This window comes from Rufibacter glacialis, from assembly GCF_008271745.1.
GTDB lineage: Bacteria > Bacteroidota > Bacteroidia > Cytophagales > Hymenobacteraceae > Nibribacter > Nibribacter glacialis.
The window spans coordinates 177,534-204,083 of record NZ_VKKZ01000026.1 but is presented as its reverse complement, the minus strand read 5'-3'; the positions used below and the strand labels follow the sequence as shown (position 1 = coordinate 204,083).

Genomic DNA, 26,550 nt, shown 5'->3' with positions numbered 1-26,550 from the left:
TACTCTAAAAGAGCATAAGTGCCCAAGAACGGCTGACTGAATTCACTACTCAGCCACAGGGAGAACATTCGCCTGGAGAATTAAAGCTAGACGTTTAGAGCAGAAAAAAAGCCTTGCCACGCTAGGGAAATAACCTACGCCATAGAGCTTTCTTCCTTTGTAAAAGACTGGAAAAAGCTTTTTGCCATTTATGGTAGGTTTTAGAGAAAACTGCCCTGAAACACTGCCTTGGCATTTCTTAAAACCTAACGGAGGTGTTCTAAACTACGGAAAATATTGGTAGAAGGAATTAAACGTGAGAGGATATGAGATACAAAATGAGCTTTTCCCTGTTGGCGGTACTGTTTGCCATGCACACAACAGCCTTCGCCCAAAACCCTAATTTTTACATATTCCTTTGTTTTGGGCAGTCCAACATGGAGGGCCACACCAAATTTGAGCCCCAAGACACCACTGCCAATAAACGGTTCAAAGTTTTGGAAGCGGTAGATTGCCCTAACCTGGGAAGGAAGAAAGGCGAGTGGTACCCCGCTACGCCACCTTTAACCAGATGCAACACGGGCCTTACCCCCGCTGATTACTTCGGCCGAACCCTGGTAGCCACTCTCCCAGACAGCATCACTGTAGGCGTCATCAATGTGGCGGTGGGAGGCTGCAAAATTGAGCTGTTTGAAAAAGGCAGTTACCAGTCTTATGTGGCCACCGCCCCCTCCTGGATGACAGCTGCCCTGGAGCCTTATGATAAAAACCCCTACAGCCGCTTGGTGGAGATGGCGAAACTGGCGCAGAAAGATGGGGTCATCAAAGGCATCTTGTTACACCAGGGAGAGTCAAATACCGGTGATACCGCCTGGCCCTCCAAGGTGAAAGGCGTTTACGAGAACCTGCTGAAAGACTTGAACCTCAACCCTAGAGCAGTGCCCTTGCTGGCCGGCGAAATGGTCAGCAAAGAGCAGGGAGGCGCCTGCGCCAGCATGAATGCCATCATTGCCAAACTGCCCCAGGTGATTCCTAACGCGCATATCATTTCCTCTGAAGGTTGCCCGGCGCTGGATGACCGCCTGCATTTCACCGCCGAAGGATACAGAAAGCTGGGAAGAAGATACGGCGCCAAAATGCTGGCTTTACTGGGGTATAAAAGCCTCTCGTCTGAGTAAAAAACAGGAGGCAAGGCACGGCAGGTAGCAGCGCTTATCCCAACCCTTGAATGAGTGGCAGTACGGTTTTAGAATTGAAAGCCCAGACAAGTCCAACTGCCCCGGGCCTTCTTCTTACAGCGATATCTTCCTAAAAAACAAAAGGAATACCAATGATTAAAACCTCTATCCCGTTAGGTCTTCTAACTCTGGTTTACCTCTGCCTGGTTTTGCCCACCCTCGGCCAGGCCCAGAACCCCATCCTTCACGCAGATGTGCCAGACCTTGCCATGATACGGGTAGGAGACACGTACTACATGAGCAGCACCACCATGCACATGAGCCCGGGGCTGCCCATCATGAAATCAACAGATCTGGTGAATTGGAAGCTGGTTAGCTATGCCTATGACGTGTTAGATACGGTGGAAGAACTGACGCTTACCAACGGGAAAAGCACCTACGGGAGAGGCTCGTGGGCCAGCAGCTTGCGGTATCATAAGGGCACCTACTATGTGACCACTTTTTCCCAGACCACCGGCAAGACCTATCTCTACACCACCAAGGATATAGAGAAAGGCCCCTGGGAGGTCTCCTCCTTCAAACCATCGTACCATGACCATTCCCTGTTTTTTGATGATGACGGGCGAACCTACCTGGTTTATGGCGCCGGTAAACTCAGGCTGGTGGAGCTGAAGGAAGACCTTTCCGGACCGAAGGAAGGGACCGACCGGGTCCTGATCCAGAACGCGAGTGCGCCTGCCGGTTCCAACATCAACCTGCCCTCTGAAGGGTCTCAGCTTTTCAAAGTGAACGGGAAGTACTACCTCTTTAACATTGCCTGGCCCAAGGAGGGCATGCGTACGGTGGTAGTGCACCGCGCAGATAAAATCACGGGTCCCTATGAAGGGAAGCTGGCCCTGCAAGACAAAGGGGTAGCCCAAGGCGGATTAATTGATACGCCAACCGGCGAATGGTTTGCCTACCTGTTCCGGGACTATGGGGCCGTGGGGCGAATCCCCTATCTGGTGCCGGTAAAATGGGAAGAAGGCTGGCCCGTTCTGGGCATCAATGGCAAAGTGCCCGAAGAACTAAACCTTCCGGCCAGCAAGGGCCTGAGGGGCATTGTGGCATCAGATGAGTTCACGCGCAGAAAAGGAGAGCCCGCATTGCCCTTGGTTTGGCAGTGGAACCACAACCCTGACAACCGGCTGTGGTCCGTATCTCAGCGGAAAGGGTACCTTAGGTTAACCACTGGTCGGGTAGATACTTCCTTTCTACTCGCCAGAAACACCCTCACCCAGCGCACCACCGGACCTGAGAGTACCGGCTCCACCCTGCTTGACGTGACCAACATGAAGGAAGGAGATTTTGCCGGACTTTCGCTTCTTCAGCAAAGGTATGGCTTGGTTGGGGTTAAATCTGAAAACGGCAGCAGGTACCTTGTAGTGGTCAATGCCCAGTCGGGCAGGCCCGTTGAGCAGGAAAGGGTTCCTCTCCAGCAAAGCAAGGTATACCTGAAAGCGGCCTGTGACTTCAAGGACCGCAAAGACGAGGCGTATTTCTTCTATAGCCTGGATGGCAAAGCATGGACCAGGATTGGGGCACCGCTGAAGATGGCCTATACCCTCCCGCATTTCATGGGGTACCGCTTCGGGCTGTTCAACTATGCCACCAAAACACCAGGCGGGTACGTGGATTTTGACTATTTCCGAATAGATGATCAGAAAACACAGGTGCAATAATTCCTAGACATGATGACAAGCATAAAGAAGTACCTGATGTCCATTTTCCTGCCAAAGGTCAAGACATGTATTGAAAGGAGAAGGATACTTCCGGTCAAAGCCTTTATCCTGTTCTTGGCTTTCTACCTGGTGTCATTTCTGGGGAAGGCCCAAAACCCCATCGTGCAAACCGCCTATACCGCTGACCCCGCCCCCATGGTGTACAACAACAAACTGTACCTGTACACCAGCCATGATGAAGACGGTTCTACCTGGTTTACCATGAATGACTGGAAGTTATATACTACTGATGACATGGTAAACTGGACGGATCAGGGCACTATCCTGTCTTACTCTGATTTCATCTGGGCCAGAATCAATGCCTGGGCACCGCAATGCATTGAGCGGGGAGGTAAATTTTACATGTATGTTCCCCTAACCACCCATGATAACAAAGGTGCCATTGGGGTAGCGGTGGCCAACAGTCCGTACGGACCGTTCAAAGACCCGCTGGGCAAGCCCTTGATCCAAAGCGGAGGCGGTGACATTGACCCTTCGGTTTTTATAGATGATGATGGCCAGGCTTATCTTTATTGGGGCAACCCCAAATGTTTCTACGTAAAACTAAACGAAGACATGATCTCCTACCAGGGAGAAGTAGTGTCAGTGCCCAACACGGTAGAATCGTTTGGCAAGCGTGAGGGCAATCCCGAGAGACCCACCACCTACGAGGAAGGCCCGTGGCTCTACAAACGCAAAGGGTTGTACTATCTGCTATTTGCCGCTGGCCCCCTTCCAGAGCATATTGGCTATTCCACCAGCTCCCGCCCTACCGGCCCCTGGAAATACCAGGGCATTGTAATGCCCACTGAAGGAAACAGTTTTACAAACCATCCGGGTATCATAGACTTCAAAGGGAAGACCTATTTCTTCTACCACAACGGGGCCTTGCCGGGCGGCAGCGGCTTTACCCGCTCCGTGTGCGTGGAAGAAGCTGCATTCAAAAAAGACGGCACCCTGCAGCCCATGAAAATGACGACAGGAATCACCAAAGGCCTGGCCCTTTTGAATCCATTTGTGAAAAACGAGGCGGAAACAATCGCCTGGTCGGAAGGAATGAAATCCATGCAGAATGAAAAGGTGGGCGTATTCGTGACGGCCCTGCGGAGCGGCGCCTACACCAAAATAAAAGACGTCGATTTTCGGAAAACAGGAGCCTCCCACTTTACGGCCCGGCTTGGCACCACGCATAACAGCGAAGTGACCCTGGAAGTTAGGTTGGGGAGTGTAGAAGGAGAAGTATTAGGAACCGTGAAAGTACCCCTCACCGGCGGCAATGACCGCTGGGCCCTGGTATCAACTGATGTTAAAAAAGTACCCGGCGTCCACGATGTGTTTTTTGTCTTCAAAGGAAAAGAAAAGAGCAATATCCTCTTTTTCGACTACTGGAAATTCTCCCAATAGACATGGCAGGGAAAGTGGTTTAAGAGGAATCAGAAGTGGAAGTAAGAACTAAGTAACAGGAGAGCAAAACCTACACTTTGTCATCTTGGAAAGATCTCGGTTGCGAACGGTAATAACATGTATTATTTGCTTTTGCCGTTCGCAACCGAGATCCTTTCAGGATGACAAATAAGATGGACTACATAAAAAAGGGCTAATACATTAGTTCTTCTGTTTAAATAATTAGAACGAATTAAATAATTAGAACGCAAAAACGCTTGCTCTGGCTAGCAAAACAGCACCCTGCAGAAAAGTGAAAACTTGCATTTCTGTCATCATACCAACGCTTTTAACGATCATTTAAATCATCTCTTTATGACGTATCATCTGAAAATATTGGCAAAAAGGATTTTTCTGGCCCTCTTAGTAGTCTCCTCTGCCACCGCCATGGCCCAGGATGGCACCATCTATCCCCTCAAAGCCCCTGCCGAACCCAAAGCCATTCCGCTGGGCACGGGTGGGGTAGAGGGCCAGAAAGCCCCTGAGACCTGGTTTAGGCAGTGGGGTGACCCTATGGCCAGGAACGTCTCCACTGCCACCCTCACCCCCTTCCTGCCTGCCCCGGGTAAGGCGAATGGCACGGCCGTGATTGTGGCACCCGGCGGCGGCTTCCGGTGGCTTTCCATGGACAACGAGGGCTGGGAAGTGGCCAAGGCCCTTGCGGATAAAGGAATCGCCGCCTTCGTCCTAAAATACCGCCTCCACCCTACCCCGGAATCGCTGGAGGAGTTTACCGCCTCCATGAACCAGCCCCGCCCGGCTCCAGCCGCGTCATCCAACACGTCGGCAAGTGCTACCCCGCCCCGCATGCCGCAGCTAGACCTGTCTAACCAGCTTAAAGACGCCGAGGCTGCCTACGCTCTCATCCTCAAACGAGCCAAAGAATGGGGAGTGGATCCGGACAGAATAGGCATGATCGGTTTTTCGGCTGGTGCCGGCCTCACCCTGCACGCCACCCTCCACTCCAAGACCATGAAACTGGCCTTCATTGGTCCTATCTATGGCGGTATGGGTCCGGTGGAGGTGCCTAAAAACGCCCCGCCCATGTTCAATGTGATCGCCACCGATGATTTTCTTTTCCGCGGCCAGTTCGGGGTGGTGGACTCCTGGTACAAAGCGGGCATTCCCGTCGAGTTTCACCTTTACCAGAACGGTGGCCACGGTTTCGGGCTTGGCAACCCAGACCGAACCAGTAACCGCTGGTTTGATGTCTTTATGCACTGGCTGGAGGTGAATAAGTTTCTCAAGCCCCAGCCCAAGAAGTAATCACACGATCTACCAAGGAGGGTGATGTCAACTATGGGGCGTCTGCCATCAGTGGTTACCGTCTAACCGGCAAATGCCGAAAGACAAATGCCCAAGGGTTAAAACAAAGGCACCTGGGACTTCCTGAAGAGAGGTTGTTTCAGGGCTGAAAATCAAAAAACAGCTCAAAAACACGTTTCCTGCTCTTCTGAATTAGGAGAAGGGTCAGGAGTTTAGATTAAAAATTTAACCGCTAAAATTTTAACATGAAGAGAAATACATTTGGATCTGCTCCTCAGAGAAAAAGACGGCTAACTCTGCGCTGCGTTTTGGTGGCCTTGCTTTCTTTGATGGGATTAGCCGGAAACAGCCAGAATTTGAAAAATGGGGCCAAAAAAGCCCCCGTGTTTTCCAACTCCGTCTACGAAGGCAATGATAAAGTTTACCAGGACAATCCCCTGAAACCAGGCGAGTTTTACAATCCCATTGTGCAGGGGGCTTACCCTGACCCAGCCATCACGCGCAAGGGCAAAGATTACTACATGGTGCACTCCTCTTTCGCCATTTTTCCGGGGGTGCCCGTTTTCCATTCCAAGGATCTGGTGAACTGGACGCAGATGGGGCATGCGCTGGACCGGGTTTCGCAGCTGGATGTGCATGATACCGGAATCAGCCAGGGCGTCTATGCCCCAGACATAGAGTACAACCCCAACAATGATACCTTTTACATGATTGTCACGGCCTTTGCCGGAGGGGCCGGGAACATTGTGGTGAAGTCGAAAGACCCTGCCAAGGGGTGGAGCGAGCCCTTCAAGCTGAATTTCGAGGGAATAGACCCTTCCCTTTTCTTCGATGACAACGGGAAAGCTTATGTGGTACACAATGATGCTCCAGACAAAGGGAAAGAACTGTATGAAGGGCACCGGGTGATCAAGGTGTGGGACTATGATCTGGAAAAAGACCAGGTCATTGCCGGTACCGACAAGATCATTGTAGACGGCGGCGTTGACCTCTCAAAAAAACCCATCTGGATTGAGGCCCCGCATATCTTCAAAAAGAACGGACGGTACTATCTGATATGCGCCGAAGGCGGTACGGGTGGGAACCACAGTGAGGTAGTTTTTGTGAGCGACAGCCCCAGAGGTCCCTATACCCCAGCCCCCAACAATCCCATCCTGTCGCAAAGGCATCTGAACCCAAACAGACCCAACAAAGTAGATTGGGCCGGCCATGCTGATTTAGTGGAAGGACCCGATGGCAAGCACTACGGTGTGTTTCTGGGCATCCGCCCGAACGAGAAGAACCGCGTGAACATTGGGCGCGAAACCTTTATCCTGCCGGTGGATTGGTCCGGTGAGTTCCCGGTTTTCGTTAACGGTCTCATCCCCATGGAACCAAAGCTGAAAATGCCTGCCGGCGTGGAAAACAAAACCGGCAAAGAGGGCTTCTTCCCCAACGGCAACTTCACCTTCACTGACAACTTTATTTCTAAAAAGCTGGATTACCGGTGGGTTGGTCTAAGAGGCCCCCGCGAGGCATTTATGACCCAGACCAGGAAAGGTTTGCAGATCAACCCGTTCCCGGTAAGCCTCAAGGAAGTGAAGCCCACCTCCACGCTCTTCCTGCGTCAGCAGCACAACAGTTTCTCTTATACCACCACCCTGGAGTATACCCCGGCCTCAGAAAAGGAACTGGCGGGGATTACCTTGCTGCAGAGCGAGAAGTTCCACTACGTGTTCGGCCTGACCAGGAAAGGCAAAGACGTTTACCTGGTGCTGGAGAGAACAGAAAAAGGAGCCCCCAGCCTCCTAGCCAGCCAAAAAATAGAGGTCAGGCAGCCCATACAACTTCGGGTAAAGGCAGAAGGAGATGCTTATCAATTTAGCTACTCCACAAATGGGAAGAACTTCATGGATTTGGGCGGCCCTGTCTCGGGAGATATTCTCTCTACCAATGTGGCGGGAGGTTTCACGGGCACGTTGATAGGCTTGTACGCTACTTCAGCAAACGATGTACAGCCTCAGTAAGAGCACCATAGTACAGTTATTCTTTTTGAACAGGAAGAGACAGATGTAAGGAATATGAAAAGACAAAGACTTTTATCAGTGGCAGTGCTCCTGCTGGCGGCGCTTCACTATGCTTCAGGCCAGGATCTGAAACTCAATGATCGTGAGTATTTCGAGCAGCAAGGCGTCAATGTTTTGGTGTACAGTAACCTTTTTACCGGAGGCTTCAATGATGAGAAGAACGCCGGGATAGAACTGATTCACCATGGCGTGAGAACAGCGCAAGGCGGTGCGGTGCGGCTCTCCAACACACCGGAGCAGTGGGACCTTGTTCCTGACATACTCAACCGCAAGGTAGACCGGGCCGCAAAAACCATAGAAGCTACCTTACGGTACAAAGAGTACAACTTTGATTCACGGGTTGTGGTGACGGCCAAGGGCAAAGGAGTGGAGATAGCCGTTTACCTGGATCAACCCGTTCCTAAGGCCTTGGAAGGAAGTGCCGGATTTAATCTGGAGTTTCTACCCTCTCAATATTGGGCCAAGAACTATCTAGTGGATGGGCGCCCCAACCTCTTCCCCCGCTATGTGGTGGGTAACACCGTCACCAAACCTAACAGCCTAAAACCGAAGCAATATAAAGGATATGTCACTTCAGATGACCGGGGGACTGGCAAATTCATTGATCCCCTTCCCCTGGAAACTGGCCGTACCTTTCTGTTTGCCCCCGATGCCCAGGAACGGATGGTAAAGATCACCTCCTCTGATGCCGACCTGATGCTGTATGACGGTCGTATGCTGGCCCAAAACGGCTGGTTTGTGGTGCGCAGTCTGCTCCCTGCGGGGAAAACAGGCAAGGTGCTGACCTGGACTGTAGAGCCGAATGCGATCAAAGGCTGGATACGAGAGCCTAACATCGGCTTCTCCCAGGTGGGCTACCTGCCAGCGCAACCAAAAGTGGCGGTCATTGAACTAGACAAGAAAGACAAACCCGCTAAAAGCGCCTCCATCTTCAGAGTAGGCGATGACGGCAACCCCACCAAAGTGTTCACCGGCAAGATTGCCCCCTGGGGCGACTACTTCAAGTACCACTATGTGAAATTTGATTTCTCTTCGGTGAAGACTCCTGGTATCTACTACATCCAGTACGGAAATATTAAAACCAATAATTTCCTGATTGGCGATCAGGTGTACAGCAAGATCACCGACGCTACCAGCGACATCTGGATCCCCATCCACATGAACCACATGTTCGTGAACGAAGCCTACCGGGTGTGGCACGGAGAACCGTTCAAGGAGGGTTACCGCCAGGCCCCGCCCAACACAGATCACTTCGACCTTCACGCCCAGGGCCCCACCACTGATACCAAGTATAAACCCCTGGAATTGATTCCTGGCTTGAACGTAGGTGGCTTTTTTGATGCCGGAGATTTTGACATTGAGACAGGATCGAACATCAGCGTGGTGCAGAACTTCGTTAAAACCTGGGAAAGCTTCAAGCCCTTGCGCGATCAGACATTTATTGACCAGAAGCAGCGGTACGTAGATCTTCACCGCCCAGATGGTACGCCGGACGTGCTGCAGTTCATTGAGCATGGCACCCTGAACCTGGTAGCCCAGGCAGAGATTCTGGGGCACATGGCCCAAACCCTCTCTAACGCTGTGCTGGATAATTACCACCACCTGGGTGACGCCGCCTCCTTGACAGACAATCTTCCTTATAACCCCAAGCTGGGCCCTTATGAAGTAGCCAAGGATGGCCGGTCCAGCGGCGTGAAAGATGATTTGTGGGCCTTTACAAGCCGCGATCCTGAACTGGATCTCAGGGCCGCCACCATGTTTGCCGCCGCCAGCCGGGCCTTGAAAGGATATAACGATGATCTTTCAGCCAGAGCGTTGCAACAGTCCAAAAGACTTCTGAAAGAGGCAACCACTTTACTGGCCAACCAGAAGCAGGATACCAGTGGCCGGGGCAATGCCGCCAACATGGCCACCAACCTGCAGCTGTACATTGCCACCAGCGAGAAGCAGTATCTTACCAGATTTCAGGAATTATTATGGCCTGCCCTGGAGCGTAACGTGAGCGGTAACCTGTTGACCGCCCTGGATGCTATCCCGCACCTGGATGCCTCCTACAAAGAAAAGCTCCGCCCCTATGTGGTGAAGTACAAAGACTACATTGCCGGCCTTGAAAAGGATAATCCTTACGGAGTGCCTATTGGCCTTACCAACTGGGCTGGCAGCGGAGACGTGATGAACTTTGGTACCACCATTTGCTTTGCTACCAAGTTTTTCCCGGAAATCATTGAGGGTCAGCATGCTTTCAAAGCCACCAACTACCTGTTTGGCGCCCATCCGTACCACAATTATTCCTTAGTAGCCACCGTGGGGGCTACCCGCCCCAAAGCGGTCTTCTACGGCAACAACCGGGCTGATTTCTCCTTTATCCCGGGCAACGTGGCTCCCGGTATCTTGTTCAGAAAACCCGACCACTTTGAGAACTACGACGACTGGCCTTTTCTGTGGGGACAAAACGAGGGCACCATTGGGGGCAATACTGCTTATTTGATTTTTGGATCAGCTTTTAAGAATCTGATAAGGTAGACAGACGGTCTTGAACAGCTTGAATCAGCTACTAATTGAACTTGTAACTTGACAGGATATTTCCTTTGATACCGCAAAAACTAAGTTAGAGCACAACAAAAAGGCCGCTTGAGATTTCTCCCAAGCGGCCTTTCCTTTTCTAAACTTATCTTCCTCCTAGAACTGGTCCAGGAAAGTATTCAACGTGGCGCTTGGGCGCATGGCTTCGGCTACCTTGGCCGTGTCTGGGTGGAAGTAACCGCCCATGTCTACGGGTTTGCCTTGGGCCGCAATCTGCTCCTGTACAATCTTCTCTTCGTTCTCCGTCAAGGCTTTGGCCAGGTCCGTGAAGCGGGTTTTCAGTTCCTCGTTCTTGGTCTGCTCAGCCAGGGCCTGAGCCCAGTAAAGCGCCAGGTAGAAGTGGCTTCCGCGGTTGTCAATGCCCCCTACTTTTCTAGACGGTGACTTGTCTTTCTCCAGGAACTCGGCGTTGGCTTGGTTCAGGGCTTCGGCTAGTACGGCGGCTTTGTCGTTCTTGGTTTTGTAGGCCAGGTCTTCCAAAGAAACGGCCAGGGCCAGGAACTCACCCAGGGAATCCCAACGCAGGTAGTTCTCTTCGGCAAACTGCTGTACGTGCTTAGGCGCAGACCCGCCGGCACCCGTTTCAAACAGTCCGCCACCGTCCAGCAAAGGCACAATAGAAAGCATTTTGGCGCTGGTGCCTAATTCAATAATCGGGAACAAGTCGGTGAGGTAGTCACGCAATACGTTACCGGTTACAGAGATAGTGTCTTTACCGGCAACCGCACGCTCACAGGAGTAGCGCATGGCCTCTACCGGCGACATGATTTTAATTTCCAGGCCGTTGGTGTCATGGTCTTGCAGGTACTGGTTCACCTTCTTGATCAGGTTGGCATCATGCGCGCGCTGTGGGTCCAGCCAGAAGATGGCAGGAGCGCCGGTGATGCGGGCTCTTGTTACGGCTAGTTTCACCCAATCCTGGATAGGCAGGTCTTTGGTCTGGCACATTCTAAAAATATCGCCTTCCTCTACAGTGTGTTCCATTACCGCATTGCCCGAAGCATCTACCACGCGTACAGTACCGCTGTCCGTCATCTGGAAGGTCTTGTCATGCGAGCCGTACTCTTCGGCTTTCTGAGCCATCAAGCCAATGTTAGGCACAGTGCCCATGGTCTTCGGGTCAAAGGCGCCGTTCTCTTTGCAGAAGTCAATCACTTCCTGGTAGATGCCCGCGTAGTTGCGGTCTGGGATCATGAACTTGGCGTCATGGGCTTTGCCATCGGCACCCCACATTTTGCCAGACGTTCTAATGGCCGCCGGCATAGAGGCGTCAATGATCACATCATTGGGGAAGTGCAGGTTGGTGATGCCTTTGTCTGAGTCTACCATGGCCAGGGCCGGGCCGTTCTCTATGGCGGCTTTCAAGTCAGCTTCAATGGCGGCTCTCTGGTCTGCGGGCAGGCTCTGGATTTTGTTGTATACATCGCCTAAGCCGTTGTTCGGGTCAACTCCGGCGGCTTTGAAGGCCTCGGCGTGCTTGGCAAATACGTCTGAGAAGAACACGGTCACGGCATGGCCGAACATAATAGGGTCAGAGACCTTCATCATGGTGGCTTTCAAGTGCAGAGACAGCAGAATGCCCGAGGCTTTGGCATCGGCAATCTCTTTCTCATAAAACGCCCGAAGCGCTTTCTTGCTCATCACCGAGGAGTCAATCACCTCGCCGGCTTTCAGGGCCAGTTTGTCTTTTAGGGTAGTAGTGGTTCCGTCAGCGGCTACAAACTCAATCTTCACGTCGGTGGCTTGATCAATGGTCACCGACTGCTCGGTGCCATAGAAATCGCCGTCGTCCATGTGGGCCACGTGAGACTTGGAATCTGCTGACCAGGCACCCATGGAGTGCGGGTTTTTGCGGGCATACTGCTTCACGGCATCGGCTACGCGGCGATCCGAGTTGCCTTCGCGCAGCACCGGATTCACGGCACTGCCCAATACTTTACCGTAGCGAGTTTTGATCTCCTTCTCGGCGTCGGTCTTCGGGTCTGCCGGATAGTCTGGGATGTTATAGCCCTGGCTCTGCAACTCTTTGATAGCCGCGGTCAACTGCGGTACAGAGGCAGAGATGTTAGGCAACTTGATGATGTTGGCTTCTGGGGTTTTGGCTAATTCGCCTAGCTCGGCCAGGTCATCGCTCTGCTTTTGGTCTTCTGAAAGGTTTTCCGGGAAAGTAGCCAGAATACGGCCGGCCAGGGAAATGTCTCTGGTTTCTACCTCAATGCCCGCTGCTTTCGTGAACGCCTTTACAATAGGTAAGAAAGAGTGCGTAGCCAGGGCCGGCGCCTCATCTGTAATGGTATAGATGATCTTGGAGGTTTTGGTCATTTCGTTCTTGGTTTAAGTTGTCATGCAAAGAGCTTTTTTATCAACAGCTCTTGTGGGTTCTGCCCCCTGTTGCCATGGGTTCTATAAGCAAATATAAGCCTCTTTTTAACATATAGTCTACTAGACAGCAAGACATACGTGCCAACCTATAAAGGGTCAGCCTCTTCCGCCGGTTGCACCTGCTGCCTGTCCAAAGGCGAAGAACGACCTTCCCATCTAACACCTGCCCACAAGAAGATATCCGTTCCCGTCTCTTGTCTCAAAAGAGGCAACGGAAACTGCTCATTTAAGTTATAGGTCAAGCTGACACTTTTACAATTTCTTGGGACTCTCCCTCTTGCCTCCTCTTAAGGAGGAGTACGCATTCGCGAGGCCAGTCTTGCTTTAGTCTTTAAACCACCCTTATACTTTATCCATACTAAGCGTATAAAATTTTATTATATAAATATTTTATATAAATAATCTATTCTAAAACTCACTACGCCACCTCTTCAAACATTTACATACATAACTATTTTAATCATATTTATGAATAAAACAATCCAAAATGTAAACCTAAGATACTAGATTATTGCATTTGAATTATATTAAATATAATTTTGAAACAAGTATAAACAAACCAAATACTATATCATTCAATTCATCATTGCTTTTAACCCCTATACCTTCCTATTAAATCTAGACGATATCCCACACATCCTTCAATCCACCCTAACGGCTTACCTTATGCGATTATCATTACCAATGCTCCTTATGTGTGTAGTAAGTTTACTACAAGTAGAAGCGAACGGACAAAGAACCATCCTTTACCATGAGAATTTCTCAGGTTCGGCTTCCAACATCACCCATAACTGGCAAGTGGGTAACACGCCCCTTGCCACCCGGTCATATGCCAAGGCCTCACGGGCCGAACATGTACACACGGCAGCTGCCCCTGGAACCTACACCTTAACCCTGGAAGACTTCTCCACTGGTGGTTATGAGGAAATCCAAGTAAGCTGGGGAGGCCTGAGAGTTGGAGACCCTTCGGTAAAACTGGAATACAGTTACAACGGCGGCGCCTTCATGCCAATGGAAGGCTGGAAAGAGGTAAGTTCCCCCTGGTGGTCAAAAACGACTGCGGATCTGTTCACCAGCTTTAACAAAGGCAAGGTCTCCTTACGCTGGACCTACACCGCCACCAGTGCCTCTACCACCTACGCCCTAGATGACATTACCGTCACCGGCGTTCCCTACCAGGGGAACCCCATCAACCCCACTTCTACCTTTAAGTGGTCTTCCAGAACCGGTGGTGAAAGCCCTTACAACTACGCTGGCAAAGACCCCAACCGCAATAAGAATAACACCTTCTATGAAACCGATGGCGTGAAAATGCTGTGGGGCAAAGAAGACATTGGAAATGCGGGCATGTACGTAGAGCAGGTAACCCCAGATTACCAATACAAAGATGCCTTTACCATTGGGCAGCAATACTGGGGCACCCCAGGTGCCGAGAACTACACTAAAAGCACGCTTTACCTTTCTGTGCCGGTAGAAGGCCTCTCCTTTCTAGTAAATGATATTGACGAAACCCCGGGCAACAGCCGTGATATTGTGAAGATTGTGGCCTATAAAGCAGACGGCACTCGCCTCTTCCCCCAAAAGCACCTTGCCCAGACTACCTCTTTTAATGAGTATGCCTCTGTGGGAGAAGAGTATGTTTTCAGGAGCAAAACCGATGTAACGGATACGGACCCGCTGGATTACAATGAATACGAGGTCCCTAATACCTCACAGGAGGGCGACATCTCCGTTACCTTTCTGGAGGCCGTAGACCGGGTAGATATCTTCATCTACAATGGTGTTCCTAATGGCATATACAAGGGCCAGCAAGGCTTGGCCATTGCTGATATTTCCTGGAGAAACATTAGCCACCCGGCCCCTAAAGCAGACTTCACCACGCAAAGTGGCCTTGACCCTAATCCCCTGCCCGTCACCTTGACTGCATTCACGGTCAGAAAAATGGCCGAGGGTGCTCAACTGGAATGGGCCACCGCCTCTGAGATAAACAATGACCGGTTTGTAGTAGAACGCAGCGTAGACGGAAAAACCTTTGAAGCCATTGGCGAGGTACGAGGATCCGGCAACAGTTCTGCCCTGGTCAACTATTCCTTCCTGGACCGGGCGCCCCACAAAGGCCACAACTATTACCGCTTAACCCAACATGATTATGACGGCACGTCTGAGTCTTCTAAAATCATCTACCTGTCAGTCAAATCAGCGGTGGCGTCAGTGGCTATGACCACCTATCCCAACCCCGCTACCCATGAGGTGACCATCAAGGCAGGCACCATCTCCAAAGAAGACCAAACGTTCCATATCCTGAATGCCGCGGGCGGAATAGTAAAAACGGTGGTCCTTCCTAAAAACGAGGCTTCCGTGGTGCTTCCTTTAGGGGAATTCGCCACTGGACTGTACCTGGTAAAATCAGGCACCTCAGTTGCCAGATTCCTGAAGCAGTAACCAGAGAAGCAGGTGGCCTTTTGGGCGCCATTTCAGCAAATCGCCTTTAAAACGCGAAGAACGTCTGCCCTAAGGGATTGGCGTTCTTTGCGTTTTAAAGTCGATTTGACTAGGGTAGTTCTTCTTCTCCTGAGAAGCGCCCCCACGTTTCCGGCCTGAAATCTTCCATATACCTTACAGGACCAAAGAGCCGCGTTATGATGCTCCAGCCAAGACGCACAGTGGATTTGCCATAGGCACCAGGAAGGAAATTGCTAGGGCTTGGTCCTCCCTGGCAGGCCAAGGAAACTGCGGAAAGAAATCCTGTTCCCCTGAATGGCCGTACAGCAATGGGAAGTTTACGTATTAGGCCCGTTTTTCAGAAAACAGGCCTAATACACCTTCCACGCAAGACATTAAAACGCAGAACCTACAGCTATGGCTTGGCCTTCCCAACTCCCGCCCCCAGATCCGGTCCTTGTCAAATCCTTAACTGAGCAGCAGGAGGTGTTGCGGCAACAGGTTCGGCTGCAGAAGCCAGACTTCCACCTGAAGCTACTGGCGGGTTGTGACTCCTCTTTTATCGGGGAAAATATCCTATCGGTGTTTGTGGTGCTCACCTATCCGGCCCTGGAACTGGTGGAAAGCGTGTGGCACTATGACCAGGTAGAACTGCCCTACATACCGGGCTTTCTGGCCTTTAGGGAGGCTCCCAACCTGGTGAAAGCCTACGCCAAACTGGAACACGAGCCCGACCTGATCATGGTAGACGGACACGGCATCGCGCACCCCCGCCGCCTGGGCATTGCCAGCCAACTGGGTGTGCTCCTGAACAAATCTACCATGGGCGTGGCCAAAAAAGTGCTCGCCGGCAGGCATGAGGAACCAGCCATGGAGAAAGGCAGCATCACGCCCCTCACCCACCGGGGTGAGCACATTGGCAACGTGATCAGAACCAAAGACAAGGTAAAACCGGTATTTGTGTCTCCCGGCCACCTGATGGACATGGAAACCGCCACCGCCATCGCTCTGCAAACGGCCCTGAAACACAAGCTCCCTGAACCCACCCGGTTAGCAGACCATTACGCCGAGGTATTCAAGAAAGAAGTAAGGTAACTCAGGCCCTTTCGCGCAGCGGGTCAATCCCTCGCGCTAGCCAATAGGTGACCTGGGTGCTTTGAATTTGGTAGGAAAGGGAAGAGAAAAAAAGAGCCTGCCCGACACTGAAGGAGCCCTCTTTTGGAGGGCAGCGCGTTGAGAAAACCTTTCCACGCCTTAACTGAATTTGGAACAAAATTCTGTTCCCCAGCGCCAAATCTCCAAAAAGGTGGCGGTTATTTTCTGGAGACCCAAAGAGCCTTTCCTTGGTGTGGGAAGGCTCTTTCTTTTTTTGCTTACCCCCTACCCCAATCTTTCCTGCCTCGCTCCTTTCCCTACCTCTATTTCAAACCCGTTTTCTAAAAACCAGGATAAAAAGAGGTAACCAAGCCCCAGATGGAATACCTCATCAGAAAGGCGCAGGCAACCCGTCTGAGAGGAGCTTTTTACGGCTGGCAGCTTTGAAACTTGTTAATATTGCAGATATTGCATATACTACTCTACCAGTAATCCATTTTCCTGACCAAGAGGCGTAAACCGGAGAACGAGGCACCCATGAATATACTGTATTTGCTTTTACTGCTGGGAGTAGTGATCATAGACATCCTGCTCTTCACCCAGATCGCGGGGTTGCTGAGGGCTCCCTCAGATACGTCTGTGGCGCAAGGGGCAGGCGCCTTCCTGCTATTAGCCGCCGTCAATTATTTCCTCATCCGTTTCCTTTTATCTAAAATCAAAAACCAATGAATCGCCAAGTAACTACGGGTATTGTGAGTGTCCTATTGATCATCGTGTTTGGGATAACGCTCACCCAGTCTTGCACCCGCGTTGACGCCGGCCACGAAGGCGTGCTGGTGAAACTGTACGGCACGGGCAAAGGTGTGCAGGATGTCTCTCTGGTCACCGGCCGCGTCTGGTTCAACCCTTTCACCGAGGAGGTCTACGAGTTCCCCACCTTCATCCAGACCTATGACTATGACCCCTTCACAGTGAATGCCAAAGACGGCTCAGTGTTCACGGTAGACCCTACCATCTCGTTCTACGTGAAGGCGGGCGCTTCTCCCATGATTTTCAAAAAGTACCGCAAAACCATCAAGGAAATCACCCAGACCACGCTGCTTAACTATGTAAAAGACGCCTTCCGGATTCAGCTGAACCAGTACAGCACTGAGGAGATCATCTCCAAGCGCCAGCAGTTTGAGACCGAGGTGCAGAACACCTTAGATGCCGCCTTGCAGAAAGACGGGTTCAAGCTGGAGCAGATGACCAGCGGCCTGTCTTACCCCGAGGAGATTGTGCGGGCCGTGAACCTGAAGAACCGCGCGGTACAGCAAGCCATGCAGGTAGAGAATGAACTGAAGGTAGCCGAAGCCCAGGCCCGCAAGAAGATTGTAGAAGCCCAGGCAGAGGCCGAGGCGAACAAACTGCGCCAGCAAACCTTGACCCCGCTCCTGATCCAGCAACAGTTCATTGAGAAATGGAACGGCTCCACCCCACTCTACGGCAATTCGCCGGTGTTCTTCAAGAACATGGAATAGGCGCTGGCGCGCCAGTCCTGAGTCTGAAGTCTTGAGTCCTGAGGCAGGGGGTTTTGGGCGCTTTTTCCAGGAATCGGCCTTAAAACAGGTGCCTGCCTCTGCTTTCCCCTTGGCCTACCATCAACCAAAAAGCCCGGCTGCTCGTCTAAGGAGTGCAGCCGGGCTTTTTCATTACCGCCCCTGCCCAAACCCAATTTCCCAGCAACTATGGAAACCATCAAGACCTTTTCCGCCGACACCGAAGAAGAACTCTGGCAACAGGTGGCCTATGACATGGCCCACCAAAAAGAGCTGTTGCAGTACTCCGCCCAATTAACCCAGGCCGGGCAACCCATCTACTTTGACATTGACATTGACTTGGGCGGCGGCTTTGAAGGAGGCATCTCTTCTACCACCTTCATGGCACCGGTACCCAGCCAGGTCTCCCTGAGATTCGCCCTGCACGAGCAAGGGTTCATGGATGAGGTAGGCAAATTCTTCGGGATGGAGGACATAGAACTGGGCTTCCAGGACATAGACGATGCTTTCATCATCAAAACGAACGAACCAGACACCCTGAAACGCCTCCTCGCAGACCCTGTCCTCCATCAACTGCTGCTCAAGCACAAATCCTGCGAGTTCAGGCTCCAGGACGATGCAGACGAAACCGGCCCTGAAACCGTGCTCACCTTCAGCAAAGACGAAGCGATCCTGGACCTGGCCGACTTGCGGGAGATTTATAGCATGCTGTATCTGATATTGCAGAAGTTACGGTAGCGGGTGGAAGACACTCGTAGGAGCTGCGCACACTACGAGGTCTTTTAAGCAAGCGCAGTTGGGTTTAGGAGCATAATAATGAGGTATGCAGAAAACGGTTCCTTTAGAAGCTGGAAAGTTCTACCACGTGTACACGCGGGGGAATAACAAGGAGACTGTTTTCAGAATCAGGGAGAACTACCATCACTTTTTGCAGTTGTACCGCAAGTACATGGCTCCTTATGTAAATACTTACGCGTATTGCCTGCTGCCAAACCATGTACATTTTTTGATACAAGTAAAAGAGGAGGAAGCATTGTTGTGGAAAGGTGCAGCAGTGCCGACGATGGGAAAGCTGGTGAGTGTCTCTCATCAGCTTTCCCATTTGCTCAACGCCTATACCAAAGCCTTCAATACTGTCAATGATAGAACTGGCAGTCTGTTTCAGAACAGGTTCGGCAGGAAAGAGGTAACCTCTGAAGCTTATTTCACCAGATTGGTGTACTACATCCACTTCAATCCGCAGCATCATGGACTCCTTGATGATTTTTCAGACTGGCCCCACTCCTCTTATCACAGCATACTATCTAAGAAACAGACTAACCTTCAGCGAGAGGAAGTCCTCCAATGGTTTGGCGGCAGAAACTGGTTTGAAAACTTCCACACAGAAAATGCAGCAGACTTCAGTCCCATTTCTTCACTCATAGAAGAAGATGACCTATAGCGTTCCTCAAAAGACCTCGTAGTGTGCGCAGCTCCTACGAGTGTCTTCCGCCAACCACCTCACCAACAGCCATTCTGTCGTATTATGTTAACCAAGGCAGCAGCTATTTCTGCCATTATTTCCGAAAAACGTCCTAAAAACGCCTCGGCACCTGCTTTGCTACTATCGTCGTAGAAAAACTTAGAAACTACGCAACTACAAGATAGAGCCATGAACTTTAACAATTATACCATTAAATCGCAGGAGGCCGTGCAGAAGGCAACCGAGATTGCCGGCGGCAACCAGCAGCAGGCCATTGAGACGGGGCACTTGCTGAAGGGTATCCTGCAGACCGACGAGAACGTGACCGGTTTCTACCTTAAGAAACTGGGCGTGAACGTGAACCAATTCAACACACGTCTGGACGAGATCGTGAAAGCCTACCCCGTGGTAACGGGCGGAAGCCCGTACCTGGGCAATGATGCGGCGGCGGCATTGCAGAAAGCCAATTCTTACCTGAAGGAGTTCGGCGATGAATACGTAGCCATTGAACACCTGCTGCTGGGCTTGCTGGCCGGCCGTGAGAAAGTGGCCACCCTCATGAAGGATTCCGGCATCACTGAGAAAGGCCTGAAAGCCGCCATCAAAGAACTGCGCGGCGACTCCAAAGTAACCGACCAGAACGCCGAGGCGAAATACAATTCCCTCAAGCGCTATGCCATTGACCTGAACGAGCAGGCCCGCCTGGGCAAGATTGACCCGGTGATCGGTAGGGACGAAGAGATACGCCGGGTGCTGCAGATTCTGAGCCGTCGTACCAAAAACAACCCGATTCTATTAGGTGAGCCAGGCGTGGGTAAAACCGCCATTGTGGAAGGTTTGGCTCAGCGCATTGTATCCGGTGACGTGCCCGAGAACCTGAAATCCAAAACCATCATGAGCCTGGACATGGGTCTGCTGGTAGCGGGCGCCAAATACAAAGGTGAGTTTGAGGAGCGCCTGAAAGCCGTGATCAAGGAAGTAGTGGACTCTGAAGGCGAGATCGTGCTCTTCATTGACGAGATCCACACCCTGATTGGCGCCGGCGCCGGCGGAGACAGTGCCATGGATGCGGCTAACCTCTTGAAACCCGCCTTGGCCCGGGGTGAGTTACATGCCATTGGGGCCACCACGCTCAAAGAATACCAGAAGTATTTTGAGAAGGACAAAGCCATGGAGCGCCGCTTCCAGTCGGTGACGGTAGATGAACCCAGCATTCCAGATGCCATTTCCATCTTGCGGGGTATCAAGGACAAATACGAGCTGCACCACGGCGTACGCATTAAGGATGACGCCATCATTTCTGCCGTGGAGCTGTCTAGCCGCTACATCTCAGACCGTTTCCTGCCAGACAAAGCCATTGACTTGATTGACGAGGCGGCTTCTAAACTGCGCATTGAGATGGACTCTTTGCCGGTGGAGCTGGACGAGGTGCAGCGCAAGATCATGCAACTGGAGATTGAGCGCGAGGCCATCCGCCGCGAGAACGACAAAGAGAAAGAGAACCTGCTTTCCAAAGAGATCGCGGACCTGAGCGAAATCCGGGACACCTTGCGCGCCAAGTGGCAGAGCGAGAAACAGGTGATTGAAGGCATCCAGAAGCAGAAAGAAGCCATTGAGCAATATCGGCTGGAAGCCGAGCATGCCGAGCGGGCTGGTGATTACGGTAGAGTGGCAGAGCTGCGCTACGGTAAAATCCAGGAAGCCGAAGCTAAGCTGAAAAAACTGCAGCAACAGGTGCAGGAACAGCAAGACGGCGACCACATGCTGCAGGAGGAAGTTACTTCTGAAGACATTGCCGAAGTGGTAGCCAAGTGGACGGGCGTGCCGGTGAACAAGATGCTGCAAAGCGACCGCGAGAAACTGCTGCACCTGGAAGAAGAACTGGGCCGCCGCGTAGCTGGTCAGGAAGAAGCCATTGCCGCTATCTCTGATGCCGTGCGCCGGAGCCGGGCCGGGTTGCAAGACCCCAAACGTCCCATCGGTTCGTTTATCTTCCTGGGTACTACCGGGGTGGGTAAAACCGAGCTCGCCAAAGCCTTAGCTGACTTCCTGTTCAACGACGAGAACGCCATGGTGCGCATTGACATGAGCGAGTACCAGGAACGCCACGCAGTGAGCCGTTTGGTGGGAGCGCCTCCGGGATACGTGGGCTACGATGAAGGTGGTCAGTTGACCGAAGCCGTGCGCCGGAAGCCGTACTCGGTGATCTTGCTGGATGAGATTGAGAAAGCGCACCCAGATGTGTTCAACATCCTGTTGCAGGTGCTGGATGATGGCCGTTTGACAGATAACAAGGGCCGGGTAGCCAACTTCAAGAACACCATCATCATCATGACATCTAACATTGGGGCGCACATCATCCAGGAAAACTTCCAGGATCTGGACGAACTGAACCCAGAGCCTACCATTGAGCGCACCAAGGATGAGGTGTTTGAGGTGTTGAAGAAAACGCTTCGGCCTGAGTTCCTGAATAGGATTGACGAGCTGATCATGTTCCGTCCGTTAAGCTCCAGAGAGATCCGGAAGATCGTGGACATCCAGTTCCGTCACATCCAGGAGCGCCTGGAAGACAGCGGCATCCGCCTGGAAGCCACCGACGAAGTGCTGGACTTCCTGGGCCGCGAGGGCTACGATCCGCAGTTCGGGGCCCGTCCGTTGAAACGGGTGCTGCAACGCCGCATCCTGAACGAGCTGTCCAAGTCCATCTTGAGTGGTGAGATCAGGAAAGACGCGGTGGTGGAAGCCGAGCTGGACGGTGACCACATCCGGTTTGTGAACGTGGACATTGATTTGCCCATAGACAGATAAAAGTTGTTTTAATTGATAGAGGGCGCCGGAGAGTTTCTCCGGCGCCTTTTTTTTGTACCTGTTTAGTAAAGCCAAAGGAAAGTACCCGCGCCCTTGCTGCGTGTTTTCACCAGCAAGCGGGAAGGCGTATGCGTCTGTATTTGTTGGCCCCTGGAAACACCAACAATGGCGGCTGGGTTGTCTCCTCTGTGCTTTACTAAAGAGGTTCTATATCTACCCCGGCGAGTTCCGATTTCCCGTTTTTGTATTCATTTTCAGAAACCAGACCCAAAACATAGCGGCGTTACACTGTAACGCCGAGGTTTTATGAAACCAGAACCCTTCCCTACCAACAGGGTCTCCCTACCTAGCAGAAAAAATAACGGCAAAATCCGGGTCAGATGACTTGAGCCGCTTCTGCTGCGTGGAGACACGGCGTTACAGTGTAACGCCGCTACGGTTTTGGCTTCCTTTTCCAATAACCGGCCGGAAACTGAAACCGCATTCACCACTCGCACCATGGCTTGTGAATGTGAGAGCATTTTATAATCTTGTCAGCTATTTCATTCTCAGCTATATCCGTTTCTGTGGCTTCAACCTTTTTTACGTATCTTCAAGTAGGCTTCCATCATATCTTCAATCTGCAGGCGTATGATCACATGGTGTTTGTGCTGGCCATGTGCGCGGTGTACTCCGGCAGTGAGTGGCGCCGCATCCTGGCCTTGGTGACCAGCTTTACCTTGGGGCACTCCGTTACCTTGGCGCTTTCCACCCTGGAGCTGATCACGTTCAACACCAGCCTCATTGAGTTTCTCATTCCGGTTACCATTTTAGCCACCTGCCTGTATAATTTCACGCAGTTGAACATTATAAAACGGAAAGGCAGTGCGGTCTGGTGCTGGAACAACGTGTTGGCCGTCACGTTTGGGCTTATCCACGGCATGGGGTTCTCTAATTACCTGAAATCCCTGTTGGGCAACGGCCAGAACATCGTTTTGGAACTGTTCGCGTTCAACGTAGGCATTGAGCTGGGCCAGTTGCTGATTGTCTTGCTGGTGCTGGTGCTCCATTTCCTGCTGGTGCGGGGGTTCTCTGTGAAGAAGAGAGATTGGGTGTTAGGGATCAGCAGCGCCGCCGGCGCCATCGCGCTCATGCTGATCCTAGACCAGGATTTTTCGGCGATTTTCTAAAAACAAGGCAAAAAGGGCAGTGGCCCCGCCTTTTACGTTCTGGTACCCATGCTGGCTGAGTCGTATCGTGTGTTAGGGGTTCCGTTTGGGGCAGACATGCCCCAGATCAGGCACGCCTACCGCCGGTTGGTCTTGCAGTACCACCCAGACCGTAACCAAAGCCCAGACGCCCCGGCCATGTTCCTCCGCATCCAGTCGGCGTATGAGTATTTGCAGCGGTTTCAGGAACTGGCCTCTAATCCGGCGGCCTTTCAAAACACTCCTCCTCCTCCCCAACCGCAGTCTGATTGGGAAAAGTACCAGTACGTGTATGAGCCGCCCACTGACCCCAAAGAATACGTAGCCTGGGCCGCGGTGGCGCGGGAACGGGCCCGGCTGCAGAAAGAACAAGACCACGCGGCCTATGTGGAGCGCACCCTGGCCATGAAGAAGAAATGGTGGTACTCCCTGGCCCGCTACAGCAGCTACACGGTGCTGGTACTGGGTTTTCTGGCGGGGCTGACCTTCCTCCTTATTCCGGGCTATTTCCTGTTTCAGGGCCAAATCAAGCTTCTGACCCTGGGGATCATCCTAGTCCCTATGGGCCTCAAGATCATGCTGGTCATGCGTGATTTCAGGCAAGACATCAGAAAACATTTCGGCGAAGACCTGCCTGAGCCATTTCCCTGAGAAGGCGCTTTTTTCTTTGCCCAGAATTAACCAATTTGCTCTCTCACCCACACCAAACCAACACCCCTTTTCTGATGAAACAACTCTTACTCGCCTCTGGGCTGCTCCTGAGTCTGGCAGCACCGGTTCTGGCGCAGGAAAACATCGATAAATCCAAGTTCAGGCAACTAGGCCAGGAGCTTCCCACGCCCAACACCTACCGCACGGCCTCCGGGGCACCCGGCCATGAGTACTGGCAACAGCGCGCCGACTATACCATCAAAGCCGAGCTGAACGACGACAACCAGTCGCTCACCGGCTCGGAGACCATCACCTATACCAACCTCTCGCCAGACGTTCTCACCTACCTGTGGGTACAGTTAGACCAGAACATCTTTGAGAAGAACTCTATAACCAACCTTACCCGCACCAGCAAGATCCCAGACAAGCCTACTTTCGGCGTGGCCGAGGCCCTAGCGGAGCAGACGTTTGACGGCGGTTACAAGATCAAGGCGGTGAAAGATGCCAACGGAAGAGCGCTGCCCTACGTGATCAACGCCACCATGATGCGCATTGACCTGCCCCAGCCCCTCAAGCCCAAGCAGAGCGTGAAGTTCAGCATTGACTGGTTCAATTACATCAACGACCAGCGCAAGCAGGGCGGCCGTGGCGGCTATGAGTTCTTCCCCGAAGACGGCAACTACGAATACCAGATGGCCCAGTGGTTTCCGCGCATGGCCGTCTACGACGATGTGAACGGTTGGCAGCACAAGCAGTTCCTGGGCACCGGCGAGTTCGCCCTGCCCTTCGGGGACTACAAGGTGAGCCTCACCGTTCCCGCTGACCACGTGGTGGCCTCTACCGGCGAGCTCCAGAACACAGACGTGCTCACCAGCACCCAGCGCAGCCGCCTGGCCCAGGCCCAGAAAGCCAACAAGCCCGTTTTGATCGTGACGCCGGAGGAAGCCCTGAAAGCCGAGAAAAGCAAGGCCAAAGGCAAGAAAACCTGGACCTTTGTGGCCAAAGATGTGCGGGACTTCGCGTGGGCTTCCAGCCGAAAATTTATCTGGGACGCCATGAACGTGAACTACGCCGGCAAGAACACCATGGCCATGAGCTTCTACCCCAAAGAGGGTAACCCGCTGTGGGGCCAGTATTCCACGGAGGTAGTGGCGCACACCATCAAAGTCTACTCCAAGTACACCATTGACTACCCCTACCCGGTGGCCATCTCGGTGCACGGCGCGGTGGGCGGCATGGAATATCCCATGCTCTCATTCAACGGCGGAAGACCGGAGAAAGACGGTTCTTACACCGAACGGACCAAATACGGCATGATCTCAGTGATCATCCACGAGGTGGGCCACAACTTCTTCCCCATGATCATCAACTCAGATGAGCGCCAGTGGACTTGGATGGATGAAGGCTTGAACACCTTTGTGCAGTATCTGGCCGAGCAGGAATGGCAACGGGATTATCCGTCTAGCCGCGGCGAGGCCCGCAACATGGTCACCTACATGAAGATGGACAAGAGCCTGCAACAGCCCATCATGACCAACTCTGAGTCTATCACGCAGCTGGGCAACAACGCCTACGGCAAGCCGGCCACCGCCTTGAACATTCTGCGGGAGACGGTGCTGGGCCGCAAGCTGTTTGACTACGCCTTCAAGGAATATTGCCGCCGCTGGGCCTTCAAACACCCCATGCCCGCTGACTTCTTCCGGACCATGGAAGACGCCTCTGGCACGGATCTGGACTGGTTCTGGCGCGGCTGGTTCTACACCACTGACCACGTGGAGCAGGAACTGATCGGCGTGCGCTGGTATTCCGTGGACACCAGGAACCCGCAGGTAGAGAACACGCGCCGCCGAGCGGAGATCAACGCCGCCCCCAAGAGCCTCTCGCAGCAGCGCAACCTGCAGGACATCCCCAAGACGCTGGTAGATGTCAAGCCTGAACTGAACGACTTCTACAACACCTATGACCCGCTGGCCGTGACCGAGGAAAGCAAGGCCCAGTACCAGAAGTACCTGCAGTCTCTGAACCCCGAAGAGCGCGCGCTGCTGGAGAAAGGCCTCAATTTCTATGAGGTGGGCATCAAAAACAACGGTGGCCTGGTGATGCCGGTGGTCATGCAGATGACGTTCCAGGACGGCACGAACCAGATCGTGCGCATACCCGCTGAGATCTGGCGCTACAATGACCAGGAAATCACCAAGGTGTTTGTGACCGAGAAACCAGTGGCCAGCTTTATGCTGGACCCTTTCCAGGAAACCGCCGACATTGACATGAGCAACAACGCGTATCCGCAGCGCCCGCAGCCTAGCCGCTTCGAACTGTTCAAAGAGCAACCACGGGGCATCACGCCTAACCCGTTGCAGCAGCAGATGCAGCGCCAGGGCACTGCCCGACCGCAGACGAACTAGCCTTTGATTTACGCCTTCCTCTTTGGAAACAGGCCTAAAACTACCTTCTTGCCAAAGCCTCTCCTTTCGTGTAAGGAGAGGCTTTTTGCTTTCGTACTTCCGCCAGTCCTTCTCCCTTCCAAAGCTAGGTTGGCTGCATGAAAGGGCCCGTGTCAGCATTCCGGCTCAAGCCTGCTGGGCGATCACTCCGCTTATGGTGATGTGCTTTAATTAAGGGCTTCTTTTGTCAAAACGCCGTTGAAACACCCATGCCGTGGAGCTACCAGGTGAACCACAGGCCCCGCGCCCAACTGCCCTTGATCGCA

Annotated in this window: 17 protein-coding genes; 16 read left to right on the top strand and 1 reads right to left on the bottom strand. The window is 52.5% G+C overall.

The features are described 5' to 3' along the window. The first annotated feature begins 305 nt into the window (after window positions 1-305). The 6 genes from FOE74_RS21070 (at window position 306) to FOE74_RS21045 (ending at window position 10,215) form a co-directional block, all read left to right on the top strand. Window positions 306-1,157: a sialate O-acetylesterase gene (locus tag FOE74_RS21070; RefSeq protein WP_149100621.1), complete on the top strand. Its 852-nt coding sequence runs from the start codon at window positions 306-308 to the stop codon at window positions 1,155-1,157. 152 nt (window positions 1,158-1,309) lie between these two features. Continuing rightward, window positions 1,310-2,878: a glycoside hydrolase family 43 protein gene (locus tag FOE74_RS21065; RefSeq protein ID WP_149100620.1), complete on the top strand. Its 1,569-nt coding sequence runs from the start codon at window positions 1,310-1,312 to the stop codon at window positions 2,876-2,878. 9 nt (window positions 2,879-2,887) lie between these two features. Next, a complete protein-coding gene (locus FOE74_RS21060) occupies window positions 2,888-4,321 on the top strand; it encodes a glycoside hydrolase family 43 protein (protein WP_225840922.1) in 1,434 nt (477 codons plus the stop codon). A 354-nt stretch (window positions 4,322-4,675) separates the two neighbouring features. Continuing rightward, window positions 4,676-5,626, top strand: a complete 951-nt coding sequence (locus FOE74_RS21055; RefSeq protein ID WP_149100619.1) for an alpha/beta hydrolase — start codon at window positions 4,676-4,678, stop codon at window positions 5,624-5,626. Window positions 5,627-5,871: 245 nt separating this feature from the next. Beyond that, the gene (locus tag FOE74_RS21050; protein WP_149100618.1) at window positions 5,872-7,632 is read left to right on the top strand and encodes a glycoside hydrolase family 43 protein; all 1,761 of its coding nucleotides are present in this window, start codon (window positions 5,872-5,874) and stop codon (window positions 7,630-7,632) included. Between the two features lie 54 nt (window positions 7,633-7,686). Beyond that, the gene (locus FOE74_RS21045) at window positions 7,687-10,215 is read left to right on the top strand and encodes a cellulase N-terminal Ig-like domain-containing protein (RefSeq protein ID WP_149100617.1); all 2,529 of its coding nucleotides are present in this window, start codon (window positions 7,687-7,689) and stop codon (window positions 10,213-10,215) included. Between the two features lie 156 nt (window positions 10,216-10,371). Here the strand turns inward: FOE74_RS21045 and FOE74_RS21040 are convergent, their stop codons facing one another. After that, entirely contained in the window at window positions 10,372-12,597 is a 2,226-nt protein-coding gene (locus FOE74_RS21040; RefSeq protein WP_149100616.1) for an NADP-dependent isocitrate dehydrogenase, read from the bottom strand. 753 nt (window positions 12,598-13,350) lie between these two features. Between FOE74_RS21040 and FOE74_RS21035 the strand changes: the two genes are divergently transcribed. The 10 genes from FOE74_RS21035 (at window position 13,351) to FOE74_RS20990 (ending at window position 26,245) form a co-directional block, all read left to right on the top strand. Beyond that, window positions 13,351-15,099, top strand: coding sequence for a T9SS type A sorting domain-containing protein (locus tag FOE74_RS21035; protein WP_188687110.1), 1,749 nt, complete (start codon window positions 13,351-13,353; stop codon window positions 15,097-15,099). 417 nt (window positions 15,100-15,516) lie between these two features. Next, window positions 15,517-16,194: a deoxyribonuclease V gene (nfi, locus tag FOE74_RS21030; protein WP_149100614.1), complete on the top strand. Its 678-nt coding sequence runs from the start codon at window positions 15,517-15,519 to the stop codon at window positions 16,192-16,194. A gap of 537 nt (window positions 16,195-16,731) precedes the next feature. Then, window positions 16,732-16,923 carry a hypothetical protein gene (locus FOE74_RS21025; RefSeq protein ID WP_149100613.1) on the top strand — a complete coding sequence of 64 codons (192 nt, stop codon included), beginning with the start codon at window positions 16,732-16,734 and terminating at the stop codon, window positions 16,921-16,923. Beyond that, entirely contained in the window at window positions 16,920-17,714 is a 795-nt protein-coding gene (locus tag FOE74_RS21020) for a prohibitin family protein (protein WP_149100612.1), read from the top strand. The genes FOE74_RS21025 and FOE74_RS21020 overlap by 4 nt, the downstream gene beginning before the upstream one ends. A 207-nt stretch (window positions 17,715-17,921) precedes the next feature. Further along, the gene (locus FOE74_RS21015) at window positions 17,922-18,470 is read left to right on the top strand and encodes a hypothetical protein (protein ID WP_149100611.1); all 549 of its coding nucleotides are present in this window, start codon (window positions 17,922-17,924) and stop codon (window positions 18,468-18,470) included. Window positions 18,471-18,555: 85 nt separating this feature from the next. Further along, window positions 18,556-19,173: a hypothetical protein gene (locus FOE74_RS21010; RefSeq protein WP_188687109.1), complete on the top strand. Its 618-nt coding sequence runs from the start codon at window positions 18,556-18,558 to the stop codon at window positions 19,171-19,173. A gap of 210 nt (window positions 19,174-19,383) precedes the next feature. Beyond that, complete coding sequence (gene clpB, locus FOE74_RS21005; RefSeq protein ID WP_149100610.1) at window positions 19,384-22,002, top strand: ATP-dependent chaperone ClpB; 2,619 nt, start codon at window positions 19,384-19,386, stop codon at window positions 22,000-22,002. A 566-nt stretch (window positions 22,003-22,568) separates the two neighbouring features. Next, on the top strand, window positions 22,569-23,171 hold the full coding sequence (locus FOE74_RS21000) for a HupE/UreJ family protein (protein WP_149100609.1): 603 nt from the start codon (window positions 22,569-22,571) through the stop codon (window positions 23,169-23,171). 48 nt (window positions 23,172-23,219) lie between these two features. Beyond that, the gene (locus tag FOE74_RS20995) at window positions 23,220-23,840 is read left to right on the top strand and encodes a J domain-containing protein (RefSeq protein WP_149100608.1); all 621 of its coding nucleotides are present in this window, start codon (window positions 23,220-23,222) and stop codon (window positions 23,838-23,840) included. Between the two features lie 74 nt (window positions 23,841-23,914). Beyond that, window positions 23,915-26,245, top strand: a complete 2,331-nt coding sequence (locus FOE74_RS20990) for a M1 family metallopeptidase (RefSeq protein WP_149100607.1) — start codon at window positions 23,915-23,917, stop codon at window positions 26,243-26,245. The last annotated feature ends 305 nt before the right edge of the window (window positions 26,246-26,550 follow it).